General features: G+C 68.2%; 12 protein-coding genes. 5 read left to right on the forward strand and 7 right to left on the reverse strand.

The window, feature by feature from the left end; all coding sequences use genetic code 11:
• Nucleotides 1–160: 160 nt before the first annotated feature.
• From HV766_RS09855 to HV766_RS09870, 4 genes are all read left to right on the forward strand, one after another.
• Nucleotides 161–1,696, forward strand: a complete 1,536-nt coding sequence (locus HV766_RS09855) for an amino acid permease (protein ID WP_254593303.1) — start codon at nucleotides 161–163, stop codon at nucleotides 1,694–1,696.
• A gap of 193 nt (nucleotides 1,697–1,889) precedes the next feature.
• Nucleotides 1,890–2,594 (forward strand): translesion DNA synthesis-associated protein ImuA, encoded by a 705-nt coding sequence (gene imuA / locus HV766_RS09860; RefSeq protein ID WP_054453813.1) that lies wholly within the window; start codon nucleotides 1,890–1,892, stop codon nucleotides 2,592–2,594.
• Nucleotides 2,524–3,993: a Y-family DNA polymerase gene (locus HV766_RS09865; RefSeq protein WP_175181048.1), complete on the forward strand. Its 1,470-nt coding sequence runs from the start codon at nucleotides 2,524–2,526 to the stop codon at nucleotides 3,991–3,993. Before imuA ends, HV766_RS09865 begins: the two co-directional genes overlap by 71 nt.
• Before the next feature lie 6 nt (nucleotides 3,994–3,999).
• Complete coding sequence (locus HV766_RS09870; protein WP_175181049.1) at nucleotides 4,000–7,224, forward strand: error-prone DNA polymerase; 3,225 nt, start codon at nucleotides 4,000–4,002, stop codon at nucleotides 7,222–7,224.
• Between the two features lie 16 nt (nucleotides 7,225–7,240).
• On the opposite strand, the gene HV766_RS09875 is transcribed toward HV766_RS09870, so the two are convergent.
• On the reverse strand, nucleotides 7,241–8,545 hold the full coding sequence (locus HV766_RS09875) for an SGNH/GDSL hydrolase family protein (protein WP_175181050.1): 1,305 nt from the start codon (nucleotides 8,543–8,545) through the stop codon (nucleotides 7,241–7,243).
• Between the two features lie 101 nt (nucleotides 8,546–8,646).
• On the opposite strand from HV766_RS09875, the gene HV766_RS09880 reads away from it, so the two are divergent.
• Nucleotides 8,647–9,552 (forward strand): LysR family transcriptional regulator, encoded by a 906-nt coding sequence (locus HV766_RS09880; protein WP_175181087.1) that lies wholly within the window; start codon nucleotides 8,647–8,649, stop codon nucleotides 9,550–9,552.
• On the opposite strand, the gene HV766_RS09885 is transcribed toward HV766_RS09880, so the two are convergent.
• The 6 genes from HV766_RS09885 to HV766_RS09910 all read right to left on the reverse strand — a co-directional run bounded on the left by HV766_RS09885 (nucleotide 9,549) and on the right by HV766_RS09910 (nucleotide 16,577).
• Complete coding sequence (locus HV766_RS09885; RefSeq protein ID WP_175181051.1) at nucleotides 9,549–10,691, reverse strand: YgeY family selenium metabolism-linked hydrolase; 1,143 nt, start codon at nucleotides 10,689–10,691, stop codon at nucleotides 9,549–9,551. The genes HV766_RS09880 and HV766_RS09885 overlap by 4 nt on opposite strands.
• Before the next feature lie 66 nt (nucleotides 10,692–10,757).
• On the reverse strand, nucleotides 10,758–12,089 hold the full coding sequence (locus HV766_RS09890) for an MFS transporter (protein WP_175164120.1): 1,332 nt from the start codon (nucleotides 12,087–12,089) through the stop codon (nucleotides 10,758–10,760).
• A gap of 147 nt (nucleotides 12,090–12,236) precedes the next feature.
• Nucleotides 12,237–13,190 (reverse strand): N-carbamoyl-D-amino-acid hydrolase, encoded by a 954-nt coding sequence (locus tag HV766_RS09895; protein WP_119451948.1) that lies wholly within the window; start codon nucleotides 13,188–13,190, stop codon nucleotides 12,237–12,239.
• Between the two features lie 18 nt (nucleotides 13,191–13,208).
• The gene (locus tag HV766_RS09900; protein ID WP_175181052.1) at nucleotides 13,209–14,465 is read right to left on the reverse strand and encodes a M20 family metallo-hydrolase; all 1,257 of its coding nucleotides are present in this window, start codon (nucleotides 14,463–14,465) and stop codon (nucleotides 13,209–13,211) included.
• A complete protein-coding gene (locus tag HV766_RS09905) occupies nucleotides 14,462–15,709 on the reverse strand; it encodes a diaminopropionate ammonia-lyase (protein WP_175181053.1) in 1,248 nt (415 codons plus the stop codon). Before HV766_RS09905 ends, HV766_RS09900 begins: the two co-directional genes overlap by 4 nt.
• Before the next feature lie 19 nt (nucleotides 15,710–15,728).
• The gene (locus tag HV766_RS09910; RefSeq protein ID WP_082400960.1) at nucleotides 15,729–16,577 is read right to left on the reverse strand and encodes a MurR/RpiR family transcriptional regulator; all 849 of its coding nucleotides are present in this window, start codon (nucleotides 16,575–16,577) and stop codon (nucleotides 15,729–15,731) included.
• Between the last annotated feature and the right edge of the window lie 59 nt (nucleotides 16,578–16,636).

Consider the following 16,636-nt stretch of genomic DNA (forward strand, 5'->3'; position numbering starts at 1 on the left):
CGCCGAACGGCCCCGGAATAGCCGCATTGTAAAATGCGCGCCTTGAAGCAACCTTTGCCGCACCGCCACGGACCGGCTGGCTTGCGCGGCATTGCCTGGCGGGCAGGCCCGCGCGCCCGTGCCTGATGGTCCGCCGCCGCGGCAACTTCCTACCCCAGTAATGCAAACTCCGACGACAGAATCCGGCGCCACGCCTGCCGGCCAGAACCAGCTGCATCGCGTGCTCAAGGCGCGCCACCTCACGATGATAGCGTTGGGCGGAGCCATCGGCACCGGCCTGTTCGTGGCTTCCGGCGCCGCCATTGCCCAGGCCGGCCCGGGCGGCGCGCTGCTGGTCTACCTGGCCATCGGCCTGATGGTCTACTTCATCATGACCAGCCTGGGCGAACTGGCCACCTTCATGCCGGTATCGGGTTCCTTCTGCACCTATGCCTCGCGCTACGTGGACGGCGGCTTCGGTTTCGCGCTGGGCTGGAACTTCTGGATCAGCTGGGCCACGGTGGTGGCGGTGGACGTGGTGGCCGCGCAGCTGGTCATGGCCTACTGGTTCCCCGATACGCCCGGCTGGATATGGAGCGTGGCCTTCCTGGCCCTGACCTTCGGCCTGAACGCCTTTTCGGCGCGCAGCTTCGGCGAAGCCGAATACTGGTTCGCCATCATCAAGGTCGTGGCCGTGCTGTGCTTCATCGGCGTCGGGCTGGCGATGCTGGTGGGCATCATCCACAGCGGCACGCCCGTGGGACTGGCCAACTGGTCGGTCGGCGACGCGCCCTTCGTGGGCAATGTGGCCACCTGGGTCGGCGTGGCGATGGTGGTGGCCTATTCGTTCCAGGGCACCGAACTGGTGGCCGTGGCCGCCGGCGAATCCGAAAATCCCCGCCGCAACGTGCCACGCGCGATCAACCATGTGTTCTGGCGCATCCTGCTGTTCTACGTGCTGGCCATCCTGATCATCGGCCTGCTGCTGCCCTATACCGACCCGCAACTGCTGCGCAACGAAGTGGAAGACATCGCGGTCAGCCCCTTCACGCTGGTGTTCCAGCACGCCGGGCTGCTGTCTGCGGCCACCGTGATGAACGCCGTGATCCTGACCTCGGTGCTGTCGGCCGGCAATTCCGGCATGTACGCGGCGACGCGGATGCTGTTCAACATGGCAGTGGAAGGCCAGGCGCCCGCCCTGTTCCGGCGCGTCACGCGTAGCGGCGTGCCGCTGTACGCACTGATAGCCACCGCGCTGCTGGCCTGCCTGTGCCTGTTCAGCCTGGTGTACAGCCCCAAGGCCGTCTACATCTGGCTGCTGAACTTCGCCGGCATGACCGAATTCATCGTCTGGCTGAGCATCGCGGTCAGCCACTACCGCTTCCGCCAGGGCTATGTAAAGCACGGCTACGACACCGCCGACCTGCCCTACAAGGCCGGCCTGTTCCCCTTCGGCCCGCTGCTGGCCTTCGTCCTGTGCCTGGTGGTCACCCTGGGGCAGAACTACCAGGCCTTCCTGCAAGACCGCATCGACTGGATCGGCGTGATCTCCACCTACCTGGCGATCCCGCTGTTCCTGGCCTTGTGGATCGGCCACCGGCTGGTGCGCAAGTCGCACTGGATCCGGTACGAGGATATGCGGTTTTATGGGTTGGACCTGGATCGCGCGGCGGGGGTGGCGGCCTCGGCAGCTACTAGTGAGAACGCCCGCGCTTAGTTGCGATCCGCCTGCCTGAAGCAACTAAAATCGTATCCAACACGGCCCACCCCTCTGCATCGAAAGGTGTACGGGTGGGTTTTCTTTTAGTTCGCGGCATGCTCCGCCCCCTTTAAATACTGTACATATATACAGTTATAATGGCTCATCGGCCACTTCCACCGGGTTCCTATCTCCCGGCAACCGATTTGCCATGCAGTCCCCAGAACGTATCCATCCCGCGTTGTGGCGCGCCACCCAGTTGGCTCAAGGCGCCGCCCGCACCCTGCCCACCGGGCATGCCGCGCTTTCGGCCGAGCTGCCAGACGGCGGCTGGCCGCTGGGTTCCCTGAACGAATTGCTGGTCCCGCACCCCGGCATCGGCGAAATCCGCCTGCTGCGTCCGGCGCTGGCCCAACTGGAAACGCGCCGCGCCATTGCGCTGGTGCAGCCGCCGCACGCGCCCCACATCGCCAGCTGGATGAGCTGGCGGCTGGATCCCCGTCAATTGCTCTGGGTGGCGCCGGAAAAACCCGTGGACGCGCTCTGGGCCGCCGAACAGATCCTGAAGAACGGCAGCTGCGGCGCCCTGATCTGCTGGCTGCCTCATGTGCGCCCCGAATCCCTGCGCCGCCTGCACCTGGCCGCCCAGGCCAGCGACCTGCTGTTCATCGCGGTGCGCCCCAGCAGCGCGGCGCAGAACGCCACGCCCGCGCCCTTGCGGCTGGCGCTGGCGCCGGCCGCGGGCGGCCTGTCCGTCCATATCCTGAAGCGCCGCGGGCCCGCCTGCGACACGCCGCTGTACGTGGGCCTGGACACCGGCGCCACCATTCCTGTTTCTCCCCGCCATGCGCCTCTGGATCGCCGCCTTCCTGCGCTGCCTGCCGCTGGACGCACTGCGCCCGCACTGGCCGCTTGAGGGGCAGGCGTTCGCGGTCCTGGAACAGGAACGCGTCGCCGCCCTGACGCCCGCCGCCCGCCGCGCCGGCGTCAAGCCGGGCATGCGCCGCGCGGGCGCGGCCGCCATCGCTCCCGAGGTCGAGCTGCTGCCCCGCGATGCCCAGGCCGAGTCCGAAGCCTTGCAGGGCGCGGCGCTGGCGCTGCTGCAATACACGCCCGAAATCGCCCTGGCCGACGGCGACACGCTGCTCCTGAACGTGAGCGCCAGCCTGATGCTCTTCCGCGGCCCCAAGGCGCTGCACCGGCGGGTCGCCGCCACCTTGCGCGCCCTGGACCTGCACGTGTCGCTAGGCATGGCGCCGACCGCCGCCGGCGCCTGGCTGCTGGCGCGCAGCCCCGGCCGGCGCGCGCCCCGCCGTACCCTCACGCTGCCCACGCTGACCCGGCGGCTGGACGCCCTGCCGCTAGCCCTGCTGCCGCAGGCGCAGGCCCGCCGCGACTGGCTCGACGACATCGGCTGCCATACCCTGGCGGACCTGCGCGCCCTGCCGCGCGCGGGGCTTCAGCGGCGCAGCGCCCCCGAACTGCTGCAGGCCCTGGACGCCGCCTACGGCCTGGCGCCCGAGCTCCACCGCTGGGTCGAACCGCCACACCAGTTCTCGCGCCGCATCGAACTCACCGACTACGTCGAGCACACCGACGCGGTGCTCGCGGTGGCGCGCCGCCTGGCCGAACAGCTGGGCGGCTGGCTCAGCGCCCGGCAACTGGCGGTACGTCGCGTGGTGCTCAGCATGGAACACGAACGCGGCCGCCACGCCCGGCCGCCCACCGAACTGGAACTGGCCCTGGCCCAGCCGGTCTGGCAGGCGCCGCAGATCCTCCACCTGCTGCGGGAAAAGCTGGCGCGCTTCACGCTGGAAGCGCCCGTGATCGCCGTGGCGCTGCTGGCGCCCGACACGGTCGAGCAGCCCGCCGCCAGCACCACCCTGTTCCCCGAGCCCGGCGGCACGCCTGCCGACCATGCCCGGCTGCTGGACCTGCTGGTGGCGCGGCTGGGCCGCGACCAGGTGCGCCACGCCCACCCGGTACCCGACCACCGCCCCGAGGCCGCCAACGCCTGGGGCGACGCGCTGTCACCGCCCCAACGCCCCGCGCCCCTGCCCGCCCTGCTGGACCGCCCCTTCTGGCTGCTGGACCCGCCGCTGCCCTTGAAGCTGTCCGGCCACCGGCCGCAATACGGCGGCCAGGCGCTGCGCCTGATGCGCGGCCCCGAACGCATCGAAAGCGGCTGGTGGGATCCGGCCTTGACCGTGCGCGACTACTTCGTCGCCGAGGACGCCGCCGCCGCGCGCTACTGGATCTACCGCGAGCGCGACGACGAGCACGCCCGCTGGTTCCTGCATGGGCTCTACGCCTGAAACGCCATGCGCATGGACGACGACGACACCCCCGGCATCCTGGCGCAGTTGCCCGGCTACGCCGAGCTGCAATGCCAGTCCAACTTCTCTTTCCTGCAGGGCGCTTCGCACCCCGAGGAACTGGTCGAACGCGCCGCCGAACTGGGCTACGCCGCGCTCGCCATCACCGATGAATGCTCGCTGGCGGGCGTGGTCCGCGCCCACGTGGAGGCCAAGGCCCGCAAGCTGCCGCTCATCATCGGCGCCACCTTCCAGCTGCGCGCCGCGCCCGACGCCGCGCCACTGGGCCTGACCCTGCTGGCGCAGACGCGCGAGGGCTACGGCAACCTGTCCGAACTGATCACCCTCGCCCGCACCCGCGCGCCCAAGGGCGAATACCAGCTGGCGCCCGAAGACCTTACCCATCCTCCCAGCGGCCACGCCCATCTGCGCCACCTGCCCGAATGCCTGGCCATCCTGAGCCCCGCCTACGGCACTGACGCCGACCGCATGGCCGAGCAGGCGCGCTGGCTGGCACGCGTCTTCCCCCACCGCGCCTGGGTGGGGCTGACCTTGCTGCACCGCTCGCGCGACGACCTGCACCGCGCCGCGGTCGAGCACGCCGCGCAGGCCGCGGACCTGCCCATCGTGGCGCTGGGCCAGGTGCAGATGCATCTGCGTTCGCGCAAGCCGCTGCACGACACGCTGACCGGCATCCGCACTCGCCAACCGGTATCGCAATGCGGCTATGAACTGTCCGGCAACGCCGAACAGCACCTGCGTACGCGCATGCGCCTGGCCAACCTGTACCCGCCGCAAGCGCTGGCCCAGACGCTGGCCGTGGCCCGCCGCTGCGCCTTCTCATTGGACGAGCTGCGCTACGAATACCCGGACGAAATCATTCCGCGCGGCCACACGCCGGCCACCTATCTGCGCCAGGAAACCCTGGCCGGGGCCGCCCGCCGCTTTCCTTCAGGCACGCCGGACAGCGTCACCGCGCAGATCGAAAAAGAGCTGGCCCTGATCACGGACCTGCACTACGAAGCCTATTTCCTCACCGTCTACGACATCGTCCAGTACGCCCGCGGCGAGGGCATCCTGTGCCAGGGCCGCGGGTCCGCCGCCAACTCCGCGGTCTGCTACTGCCTGGGCATCACCGAAGTGGATCCGGTGCGCGGCAACAACCTGTTCGAACGCTTCATCAGCAAGGAGCGCAACGAGCCGCCCGACATCGACGTGGACTTCGAGCACCAGCGCCGCGAAGAAGTCATCCAGTACATCTACCGCAAGTACGGCCGCGAACGCGCCGCGCTCACCGCCGTGGTCATTTCCTACCGGCCGCGCAGCGTGCTGCGCGATACCGGTTGCGCGCTGGGCGTGGACGCAGGCGTCATCGACGCCGTGGCGCGCGCCCACCAATGGTGGGACGGCAAGAAGGAAATGCTGCGCACCCTGGGCGCCTGCGGCCTGGACCCGGAATCGCAGGTGGCGCGCCAGTGGGCGGCGCTGGCGCAGACCCTGATGGGCTTTCCGCGCCACCTGTCGCAGCACCCCGGCGGCTTCGTGATTTCACGCGGCAAGCTGTCGCGCCTGGTGCCCATCGAAAACGCCGCCATGGCAGACCGCAGCGTCGTGCAATGGGACAAGGACGACCTGGATGCGCTGGGCCTGCTGAAAGTGGACGTGCTGGCGCTGGGCATGCTGTCGGCCCTGCGCCGCACGCTGGAGCTGGCTGGCCAGCGCCGCGGCCAACCCTTGCGGCTGCAGGACATACCCGCCAGCGACACGCCCACCTACGACATGATCTGCGACGCCGACACCATAGGCGTGTTCCAGATCGAATCCCGCGCCCAGATGACCATGTTGCCGCGGCTGCGTCCGCGCGAATACTACGACCTGGTGGTGCAGGTGGCCATCGTGCGCCCAGGCCCGATCCAGGGCGGCATGGTCCATCCCTACCTGCGCCGCCGCCAGGGCAAGGAACCCGAAACCTATCCCAGCGAAAAAGTGCGCGGCGTGCTCAGCCGCACCATGGGCGTGCCCATCTTCCAGGAACAGGTCATGCAGATCGCCGTGGTGGCCGCTGGCTTCACGCCGGGCGAATCCGACCAGTTGCGCCGCTCCATGGCGGCCTGGAAGCGCAAGGGCGGCGTGGACAAGTACCGCGGCAAACTGGTCGGCGGCCTGCTGGCCCATGGCTACAAACTGGATTTCGCCGAGGCGCTGTTCCGGCAGATCGAAGGCTTCGGCGAATACGGCTTCCCCGAAAGCCACGCCGCCAGCTTCGCCCTGCTGGCCTATGCCAGTTCTTGGCTCAAGCGGCACGAGCCCGAAGCCTTCCTGGCCGCCCTGCTCAACTCCCAGCCCATGGGCTTCTACGCCCCCGCGCAACTGGTGCAGGACGCCCGCCGCCACGGCGTCTGCGTGCTGCCGGCGGACGTCACGGTCAGCGGCTGGGACTCGGCCCTGGAGACCCTGCCCGACGGTCATCCTGGCGCCCGCCGGCCCCCCCATCCGCACGCGCCCGCCGCCGACGGCACCCGTCCCGCCGTCAGGCTGGGACTGAGCCTGATCCAGGGCATGCGCGAAGACGCCGCCCGGCGCATCGAAGACGCGCGCGTTGCCGCCCCTTTTACCGACACCGGCGACCTGGCCCGCCGCGCCGCGCTCACCCGCCATGACCTCAACGCGCTGGCCGCTGGCGACGCCCTGCGCACGCTGGCCGGCCATCGCCGCCAGGCCAGCTGGGAAGCCGCCGCCAGCGTGCAGAGCCGCGACCTGCTGCGCGACGCCGCCATCCAGGAAACCCAGGCGCCACAGCTGTCCGCCCCGTCCGAGGGCCAGGCCGTGGCGGCCGACTACCGCAGCGTGGGCCTGACGCTGCGCAGCCACCCGGTGGCCTTGCTGCGCCCCCAGCTCGCGGCGCGCAACTTCCAGCCCGCCTCGGTGCTGAACAGCTACCCCGACAAGCGCGTGGCCCGCGCCTGCGGCATCGTCACCGTGCGCCAACGTCCCCAAACCTCCAAGGGCGTGATCTTCGTCACGCTGGAAGACGAGACCGGCCCCGTCAACGTGGTCGTGCGCCCGGAACTCATAGAACGCCAACGCCGCGAATTGCTGAGGGCCTCGCTGCTGGGCGTCTACGGATCCTGGCAAAGCGTGGACGGCGTGCGCCACCTGATCGCGCAGCGGCTGGTGGATCTGTCCGACCTGCTGGGCGGGTTGAACACCCAGAGCCGGAATTTCCACTGACCGCTGCGGCCGCCGTTCAATCGCCGAACAGCGTGGCCATGTCCAAGGCCTGCGCCATGGCCTGGTAGCCGGCATCGTTGGGATGCAGGTTATCGCCCGAGTCATACGCGGGCAGCAGCCGCGCCGGATGCGCCGGATCGCGCAGCACCGCGTCAAAATCCACCACCGCGTCGAACACGCCGCTTTCGCGGATCCAGCGGTTCACCTCCCGCCGCACCGCGTCCTTGGCCGGGTTGTAGTGGCCCGACAGCGGCGTGCCATGCAGCGACCCTTCGTACGGCGCAATGGTGCCGCCCACGATGCGCACGCCGCGCAGACGGGCGGCTTCTGCCAACTGCCGGTAGCCCTCGGTCAATCTTGCCGCCGTCATGGGCGCGTCGTCCGGCGCGAAGCCGCTGTCCGGCCAGCCGATGTCATTGATGCCCATCATCATCACCACCGTGCGCACGCCCGGCTGCGACAGCACGTCGGCGTCAAACCGGGCCATCGCGTTCACCCCCATCTTGTCGCCCCAGACCCGCGCGCCCGAAATGCCCGCGTTCGCCACGCCCATGCCTTGCGGCGCCAGGCGGCGCGCCAGGAAGTCCGGCCAGCGGCGGTTGGCGCCCGGCGTCGAGCCGTTGCCATCGGTCAGGGAATCCCCAAAGGCCACCACCACCGGCACGCGCTTCGGGCTTTCCACCCAGATCCCCGCCAGGAACGCCCGGCCTTGCAGCGCCTGCGCCTCAGGCAGCTCCGCCGCCGCCGTGGCATTGCCCCGGACCAGGGCGCCGGTCTGCTGCGCGCCCCAATGGAAGGTCGTCACCGGCGTTGCCTGCGGGAAGTAAAGGCTGACGGCCAGTTCGGCCAGCGCGGATACCGGCAGGTCCACCGGATCGCTGACCACCTGCGCCCCCGGCGCCACCGTCACGCTTGGCCGACCGCCAAAGGCCAGCCCGCGACTGGACGCCGGACGGATCCTGGACTGGCCCGAGGCCAGCGCCACGCTGGCCGCCCCAATCTCCAGCGGCTGCGTGCCATAACGGTTGGACAGCACCACCCGCAAGCGCGGTCCGCCCACGCTGAGCATCAAGGTCTGGCGCAGAGTCTGGCCGCGCAATTCGGCCGGCACTTCCGTGGGCAGCACGAAGGAATCCTCCCACAGCGGTTGCGGACTGGCGAACCAGGAGCTGACCCAGCTGGAACGCGCGACATCCGACTGAACAGGCGGCTGCGCGGCGGCGGCCACGGACGGTCCCAGGACCGCAAGGCCCGCAAGGCCCGCAAGGCCCGCGGCCAGGGTAGCGGCAGAAACCAGGGAAAAAGGATTGAAGCGGTTCATGACGACTCCAGAAAAAGAGAAAGTGACGTCACGATAGGTTCTTCCCAATTCCACCGGTAGAACCCTAAACTGCATACCTCTTCTTCCAAAAAGGAATGACCTTGGACACCCTGCGCGCAATGCGGGCCTTCGTCCGCGCCGTGGAGCTGGGCACCTTGTCCGCCGTCGCCCGCGAACAGGCCCTAAGCCAGCCTGCCCTGAGCAAGATCGTCGCCGCGCTGGAAAAGGACCTGAACGTGCGGCTGCTGGAACGCAGCACCACCCGCGTCGTGCCCACCGAACAAGGCAAGCGCTTCTACGAACGCGCCACGCGGGTGCTGGAGGAATACTCCGAAGCCGTCGCCGACGCCCGCGGCCAGACCGAAAAGCCCGCCGGCTTCCTGCGCATCAACGCGCCCGTGGCGCTGGGCCAGTTCCGCCTGAACGCGCTGGTGCGCGAATTCCTGGACGAATACCCCGACATCCAGGTCGAACTGATCCTGAACGACCGGTTCGTGGACCTGGTGGAAGAAGGCGTGGACGTGGCGCTGCGGCTGGGCGGCAATCTGCCGCCCAACGCCATCGCCCGCAAGACAGCCTTATCGCCGCGCTACCTGGTGGCCGCCCCCTCCTACCTGGCGCAGCGCGGCAAGCCCCGCGCGCCCCGCGATCTGGCCGCGCACGAATACGTGCGCTTTGCCTGGCTGGCTGCCGGCGACACCCTGGAACTGCACCAGGGCGCGACCCTAGCCACCGTCCAGACCCAGGGGCGCTTCCGCGTCAACAACGCCCTGGCCATCCGCGAAAGCCTGGCCATGGGCGCCGGCATCGGCCTATGCCCCGCGTGGCTGGTGCAGGATCTGGTCGCCAGCGGCGAACTGTTGCGCGTGCTGCCCAAATGGAGCGCCACGCCGCAAGAGGCCTTCCTCATCTACCCGTCGCGCCGCTATCAGTCGCTGCGGGCGCGGCTGCTGATCGAGTTCCTGAATGACCGGCTGGCCCGCCTGCCCGGCATGCAAACGCCTTAACCGCAGACCGCGCGCACCAGATTCCGGTAGATGTCGCGCGCGCCTTCCAGCTGCTCCAGCGCGATGGATTCGTCGATCGTGTGGGCATCCTCTTCGTTGCCCGGCCCCAACCCTATCGTCGGAATGCCGCGGCGTCCGGCCGATTCCGAGCCGTTGGTGCAGAACGCCCAACTGCCCACCACCGGGTCCCGGCCGCTGGCGCTGACCGCCGCGCGCGCAGCCTGCAACAAGCCGGCCTGCGCGTCGCAACGCCAACCCGGCAACCAGCGCGGCGGCGTGGCGTGCTGGCCGGTATAGGTCGCCACTTGATCCTCGCTGACCCGCAAGGTGAAGTCGGACAGGCCGTGCGCCGCCAGATGCCCGCGGATCTGCGCCAGCACGTCCTCCAGGCGTTCGCCCGAGACGGTGCGCCGGTCAAAGCGTATCGTCGTCGAGATCGGAATCATGGAGATCGACGGATAGGGATGCGACACGATGTCCGTCGGCACCAGCAGCGCCTGGCCCAGCACCTCGTCGTGCGGCAGCGGCAGGCTCTCCAGCGCGGCCAGCGCCCGGGCCGCCGCATGCAGGGGATTGACGCCGATGTGCGGCGTCGCCGCGTGCGCCGGCTTGCCGTGGAAGGTCAGCAGCAGTTCCACCCGCCCTTTCTGACCGGCCTTGATCTGCAATTTTGACGGCTCGCAGATGACCACGGCCTGCGGCGTGCAAATGTCCAGCACCGAGGCCAGCGCATGCCCTTCGATGACTTCCTCCAGCACGCTGGCCGACACCGCCACGCGGTGCTTCAAGCCATCCCGCGCCGCCTCCGCCACGCCGCAAATCGCCGCGGCAATGCCGCCCTTCATGTCGGTACTGCCGCGCCCATACAGCCGCCCATCCCGGATTTCGGCGCCGAACGGATCGAAGCGCCAGTCGCCCGTCACCGGCACCACGTCCATGTGCCCGTCGAACAACAAGGCCACGTCCGCATCCTCGGGGCCGATCAGCCCCAGCACCGAGCCATTGCCATCGGTCGTCACCGAACTGAACCCCGCCTCGCGCATCGTCGCGGCCATCAGCGCCGCCATCTCGCCTTCCTTGCCGGAAAGGCTGGGAATGCGCACCATCGCCTGGGTCAACGCAACTACGTCCAGAGTCATCATCATTCCTGTCTGAAAGTGGCGGGCGCGGCGCGCCCGCCGATGTAGAGAAGCCGCCTACCGGGCCTACCGGTTGACCAGGCTCTTCGGCACGCGGTACACCAGCACCGCCCCGATCAGCGTGAAGCTGGCCAGGAAGTACATGCCCCAATCCGTCGAACCGGTCAGATCCTTGATCCAGCCGATCGCATAGGGGCTGACAAAGGCCGCCAAGCCGGCGAAGGAATTGATCCCGGCTATGCCCGCCGCGGCGCTCTTGCCTTCCAGGAACGCCGTCGGCAGGCTCCAGAACAAGGGCGAGCACACCATGCAGCCGGCGGCCGCCACCGACAGCATGGCCACGGCCAGCATCGGGTTATGGCTGAACAGCGTGCTCAGCGCCAAGCCCGTCCCGCCCACCAGAAACGGCACGATCATGTGCCAGCGGCGCTCCCGCACAGCGTCCGAATGGCGGCACACCAGCACCATCGAGATCACCGCGCAGACGTTCGGCACCGCCGTCAGCAGGCCGATGTCCAGCAGCGACACCACGCCCGTGGAACGGATCACCGACGGAATCCAGAACGCCAGGCCCGACAGGCTGGATACCGTGCAATAGCAGATCAGCGCCATATGCACGACGCGCCGGTCCTTGAGCAAGGTCAGCATCGATACGTGTTCGGTCTTGGCGGTCTTCTCGCTCTGCAGGTTCTGGCCCAGCCGCGACTTCTCCGAAGGCGACAGCCAGCGCGCATCGTCGATGCGGTCATCCAGGTACCAGAACACCGCCAGGCCCAGCAGCACCGAAGGGATGGCCTCGATGATGAACATCCACTGCCAGCCGGCCATGCCGTGCGTGTCATGGAAAGCCTCCATCACCCAGCCCGACAGCGGCCCGCCCAGGATGCCCGCGAACGGCACCGCCGTCATGAACACCGCCACGATCTGGCCGCGCCGGTTCGACGGAAACCAATAGGTCAGGTACAGGATGATCCCGGGATAGAACCCGGCCTCGGCCGCCCCCAGCAGGAAGCGCAGGATGTAGAACTGCGTCGGCGTCTGCGTCAGGGCCATGGCGGCCGAGATGATGCCCCACAGGATCATGATGCGCGCCAGCGTCTTCTTCGCGCCGATGCGGTGCATCAGCACATTGCTCGGCACCTCGAACAGGAAATAGCCGATGAAGAAAATGCCCGCGCCCAGGCCGTACACCGTTTCGCTGAATTTCAGGTCATCCAGCATCTGCAACTTGGCAAAGCCGACGTTCACCCGGTCCAGGAACGCCGCGATGTAGCACACCATCAAGAACGGCAGCAGCCGCCACGCCACCTTCCGATACAGCGCATCATCCCGCGCCGCCAGGGGATCCTTGTCTGCGGCAACCGGAGGCGCCGCAATGCTCTCGACTGACTGGTCCATATTTTCACCTTGGGGTCTGTGTTTTTTTAGGCCGAACGCTCCCCTGCAGGCGCTCGGGGCGCCCGCATGCTGTTTTTTATGGGAAGGGAACGTCCGGGCCGGTTATGCGGACGGTCTATCGACAGTCCGCGCTGGCCGCGCCGCAGGTCAGGCGGTTACCGCCACCTCCGGCGCAGGTTCCACCGCGCCTCTGCGTTCCGTGATCAGGCCGTAAGCCTCGGGACGCCGGTGGCGGTCGAAATTGAAAGTCGTGCTCTTGTAGGACAGGCACAGGTCCAGGTCGCAGCGCGCGATCGCCAGCTCATCGCCCTTGGTCGAGCAGGCGGCAACGATCTCGCCCGACGGCGCGATGATGCAGCTGCCGCCGATCATCTCGCAGCCCTCTTCCTTGCCGGCCTTGGCCACGCCCACCACCCAGGTGCCGTTCTGATAGGCGCCCGCCTGCATCACCAGATGGTTGTGGAACATGGACAAGTCGTCATGCTCCGGCGCCGGCGGGTTGTGCACCGGCGTGTTGTAGCCGAGCAGGATCATTTCCGCGCCTTGCAAGCCCATGACCCGATAGGTCTCGGACCAGCGACGGTCGTTGCACAAGGCCATGCCCATCACGCCGCCAAAGCCGCGCCAGACATCGAACGATTCGCCGGGCTCGAAATAGTGCTTCTCCAGATGCTGGAAAGCGCGCCACGGCTCGTGTTCGGCATGCCCGGGCAAATGCACCTTGCGGTACTTGCCGATGATTTCGCCGTTCTGGTTCACCAGGATAGACGTGTTGAAGCGGCGCTTGACGCCCTGCTCCACCGCCAGCTCCGCATAGCCCAGGTAAAAGCCTATGCCCAGCTTGCGCGCGGTCTCGAACAGTACCCGGGTCTGCGGACCCGGCATCTCGCTTTCATAGAACGCGTCGATCTCGGCCGGATCTTCCATGTACCAGCGCGGGAAGAAAGTCGTCAGCGCCAGCTCCGGAAAAACCACCAGTTGGCAACCCATGGCATGGGCCTGGCGCAGATGCGCGAGCAGGCGCTCGACGACGTCGCGACGCGAGTCGCTGCGCTGGATCGGCCCCAGCTGCGCGGCCGCGACATTGATGATGCGTGACATGTTCAGTCTCCTACGGTTTCATTGTTCTGCGAGTTCGAGCATCAGTTCCAGCAACACGCCGGCTCCCGCCTCGATATCCTGGTCCTGCGTGAATTCAGCGACGTTGTGCGACAGCCCGCCCACGCTGGGCACGAACACCATGCCCGTGGGGCACATGCGCGCCAGCATCTGGGCATCGTGTCCGGCGCCGCTGGGCAGCCGCCGCACCCGGTGCCCGCGGCTGCGCGCGATGTTCTCGACCCGGCCGACGATGGCCTCGTCGAACGCCACCGGCGCGAAATCGGCCAGCACCCGATGGCTCAGTTCCACCCCCTCAGCCGCCGCAGCCTGCGCCGCGTACGTCATGCAGCGCGCAATCGCCTCCTGCAAGGCCGCGCCGTCGGTGTTGCGCAGGTCCAGCGTGAAGGTCGCGCGGTTGGGAATGACGTTGATCAGGTTGGGAAACAGATTCACCTGCCCCACGGTCGCCAACTGGCCCGCCCCCAACTCGACGGTCAGATCCCGCGCAAGGCACGCAATGCGCGCCGCCACGATGCCGGCGTCATGGCGCAACCCCATCGGCGTGGTGCCGGCATGGTTGGACACGCCGCGCACGGTGAACTCGATCCAGTGGATGCCCTGCACGCCCGTCACCGCACCGATGGTGTAGCCCTCGTGCTCCAGCACCGGTCCCTGTTCCACGTGCAGTTCGACAAAGGCGTGCACCTGGTTATTGCCTACCGGGGCCGTCCCGGCATAGCCGATGCGGGCCAGGTTCTCGCCCACCGTAGTGCCGTCTATGCCGACCGTGGCCAGCGCATCCTCCAAGGCCAGGTCACCCTGGAACACCAGACTGCCCATCATGTCGGGCGCAAAGCGCGCGCCTTCCTCGTTGGTGAAGAACGCCACCGCTATCGGTCTTTCAGTGACCACGCCTGCGTCGTTCAAGGCCGCGACCACTTCCAGCCCGGCCAGCACCCCCAGGTTGCCGTCATAGCGGCCGCCGGTGCGCACCGTGTCGATGTGCGACCCCGTCATCACGGGCGGACCGGCCTTGCGCCCGGCCCGCAGGCCCACCACATTGCCGATGCCGTCCACCGTCACGGCCAGGCCCAGTTCGCGCATCCACCGCACCACCAGATCGCGTCCCTGCCGGTCGGCGTCCGTCAGCGCCAGGCGGCAAACGCCGCCGCCCTCGATGGCGCCGACCTGCGCCAGGTCCGCAATGCGGCGCAACAACCGGGCGCCGTCGACCCGCACGGCCTGCCGGCCTGCCTCAAGCGCGGCGCCAGTCATGCCATGGCCTCGGCTTCGACCTCGGCAGCGCTCTTGCCGACGATGCGTTGATACAGTTCCGGGTCGGTCGCCCCTTCGCTGCCGAACACCAGCACACGGCTGCCAGCGTCCAGGCCCAGCGCATCGCGTACCGCCGGATCGGCCAGCGCCGCCAGGCAGCCGGTCAGTCCCGCCACGGCCGACTCGCCGGCGACAATGGGCGCATCGCCATACTTGCCGCTCGCCAACAGACGCACCGTCTCCAGCGCCGCCTCGTCGTCAACCGTCAGGAAAGCCTGCGCGCCGGGATGCAGCACCTCCCACGCCAGCAGCGATACTTCACCGCAGGCCAGCCCGGCCATCACGGTATCCAGATCGCCGTGCACCGCCACCGGCTTGCCGGCGCGGGCGCTCTCGTACAGGCAGGCCGCCTTGTCCGGCTCCACCACGATGAAACGCGGACGGCGCTCGCCCAGCTGCTCCCAGAAATGCGCGCACACCGCGGCCGCCAGCCCGCCCACGCCGCCTTGCAGGAACACGTGCGTCGGCAACTCGCCATCGCCCGCCTCGCGCAGCTGGCGCAGTGCCTCGTCGGCCATCACGGCGTATCCCTGCATCACGTCCTTGGGCACCTCCATATAGCCGGGATAAGAAGTATCCGAGACCACATAGCGCCCAAGCCGCGCCGCGTCTTGCGCCGCCTGGCGCACCGAGTCGTCGTAGTTCCCCGGCGTGCGCACGACCTGCGCGCCGTATTGCTCGATCGCCCGCTTGCGCCCTTCGCTGACCGTCGCGTGGATGTAGATCACGCACTGGCAACCGAAGCGTTGCGCGCCCCAGGCCACCGACCGGCCGTGGTTACCGTCCGTCGCGCAGGTCACCGTCATGGCCTGCGTCAGCTCCCGGTAGCGGCCGGACAGCAAGTCGTCCACCGACAGATCGTCGCGCCCCAGCTTGACCGCCAGTTCCCGCAGCAATTGGCGGCTGACGGCATAGGCGCCGCCCAGGGCCTTGAAGCTGCCCAGCCCGAAGCGGCCGCCCTCGTCCTTGTACCGGATGCCCGCCACGCCTACGGCATGGGCCAGACCCGACAGATCGCGCAACGGCGTAGGTTGATAGCCCGGCCAGCGCCGGATCTGCGCCTCCGCCTGCGCATAGGCCTGGCCGCCCAGCACCTCCAGCTGCCGTTGGCCGTAAGGCGCGGCGGGTTCGAAGGCCGGATTGGGCGCGTACTGCAGCCGGACGTTCGGAATGGGATGGTTCAAGTCAGTCTCCTCTTGGAAATCAGCGATGCAAGTCGCCGTAGTGTTCGTGCAGGCGTTCTATGTTCTGCAGACGTTCGCGCGCGGCCGCCCCAAGCTTGCGGGCCAGGGCCGAGCACAAATGATTGATGACGCTGGTGGCCGCGACGTAGGAATCGAACACGGCCGCGCCGCTGTTCACGCATCGCAACACCAGGTCCGAACGCGCGGGCAATTCGGTGGCGGTGGGATCGGTCAGCACCACGACCTTCGCGCCCACCCGGTTCGCATGTTCGACAATCGGCTTGAGCAGCGTGACGCGACGCCGGAAATCCATCACCAGCAACACGTCGTCAGGCCCCAGGTCAGCCAGATCCTCGGCCAGGTTCAAACCCGCGCCCGGCACCAGCGCAACGCCGTCGCGCAGTTGCGTCAGCAAGGCCCAGGCGTACTGCGCCAGCACCCGTCCATTGCGAAAGCCCGCAATGCAGATACGGCGAGCGCCGGCAAACAGTTCGATGGCCCGCTCCACGTCGCGGCTGTCCAGGCGCTCGAAGGTCTGCGCCAGGTTCTGCAAATCGGTGGCCAGATGCTCCGCCAGCGCATCCCCCGTCGCGTCCGGCGGACGCACGCCCGCCATCTCGTACAGCGGCGACCCACGGTCGGCCTCATCGCGCGCCTGCGCCCGCACTTCGTTGAAGTTCTCGTACCCCAGACGCCGGAAAAACCGCCCCGCGGTCGCCTTGGACACGCCCGCCTTCTGCGCCAGCTCGGCGCCCGAATAGGCCGCGATATTGCCCAGGCACTCCAGGGTCACGCTAGCCAACCGCTGCTCGCTGTCCGTGAAGCTGTCCTGCAGCGCGAGGATGCGCTCCTGCAACACCGAAGTCATGATGATCCCGCCTATGAAACTATGGTTTCAGAAATATATTCTCATGAAACTTTAGTGTC

The organism is Achromobacter aegrifaciens, assembly GCF_902859735.1.
Classification (GTDB): domain Bacteria; phylum Pseudomonadota; class Gammaproteobacteria; order Burkholderiales; family Burkholderiaceae_B; genus Achromobacter; species Achromobacter aegrifaciens.

Bases quoted from the DNA above. Each gene is read 5' to 3' on its own strand.
- HV766_RS09855 (WP_254593303.1), top strand. From the start codon at position 161: ATGCAAACTCCGACGACAGAATCCGGCGCCACGCCTGCCGGCCAGAAC.
- imuA (WP_054453813.1), top strand. From the start codon at position 1,890: ATGCAGTCCCCAGAACGTATCCATCCCGCGTTGTGGCGCGCCACCCAG.
- HV766_RS09865 (WP_175181048.1), top strand. From the start codon at position 2,524: ATGCGCCTCTGGATCGCCGCCTTCCTGCGCTGCCTGCCGCTGGACGCA.
- HV766_RS09870 (WP_175181049.1), top strand. From the start codon at position 4,000: ATGCGCATGGACGACGACGACACCCCCGGCATCCTGGCGCAGTTGCCC.
- HV766_RS09875 (WP_175181050.1), bottom strand. From the start codon at position 8,545: ATGAACCGCTTCAATCCTTTTTCCCTGGTTTCTGCCGCTACCCTGGCC.
- HV766_RS09885 (WP_175181051.1), bottom strand. From the start codon at position 10,691: ATGACTCTGGACGTAGTTGCGTTGACCCAGGCGATGGTGCGCATTCCC.
- HV766_RS09890 (WP_175164120.1), bottom strand. From the start codon at position 12,089: ATGGACCAGTCAGTCGAGAGCATTGCGGCGCCTCCGGTTGCCGCAGAC.
- HV766_RS09895 (WP_119451948.1), bottom strand. From the start codon at position 13,190: ATGTCACGCATCATCAATGTCGCGGCCGCGCAGCTGGGGCCGATCCAG.
- HV766_RS09900 (WP_175181052.1), bottom strand. From the start codon at position 14,465: ATGACTGGCGCCGCGCTTGAGGCAGGCCGGCAGGCCGTGCGGGTCGAC.
- HV766_RS09910 (WP_082400960.1), bottom strand. From the start codon at position 16,577: ATGACTTCGGTGTTGCAGGAGCGCATCCTCGCGCTGCAGGACAGCTTC.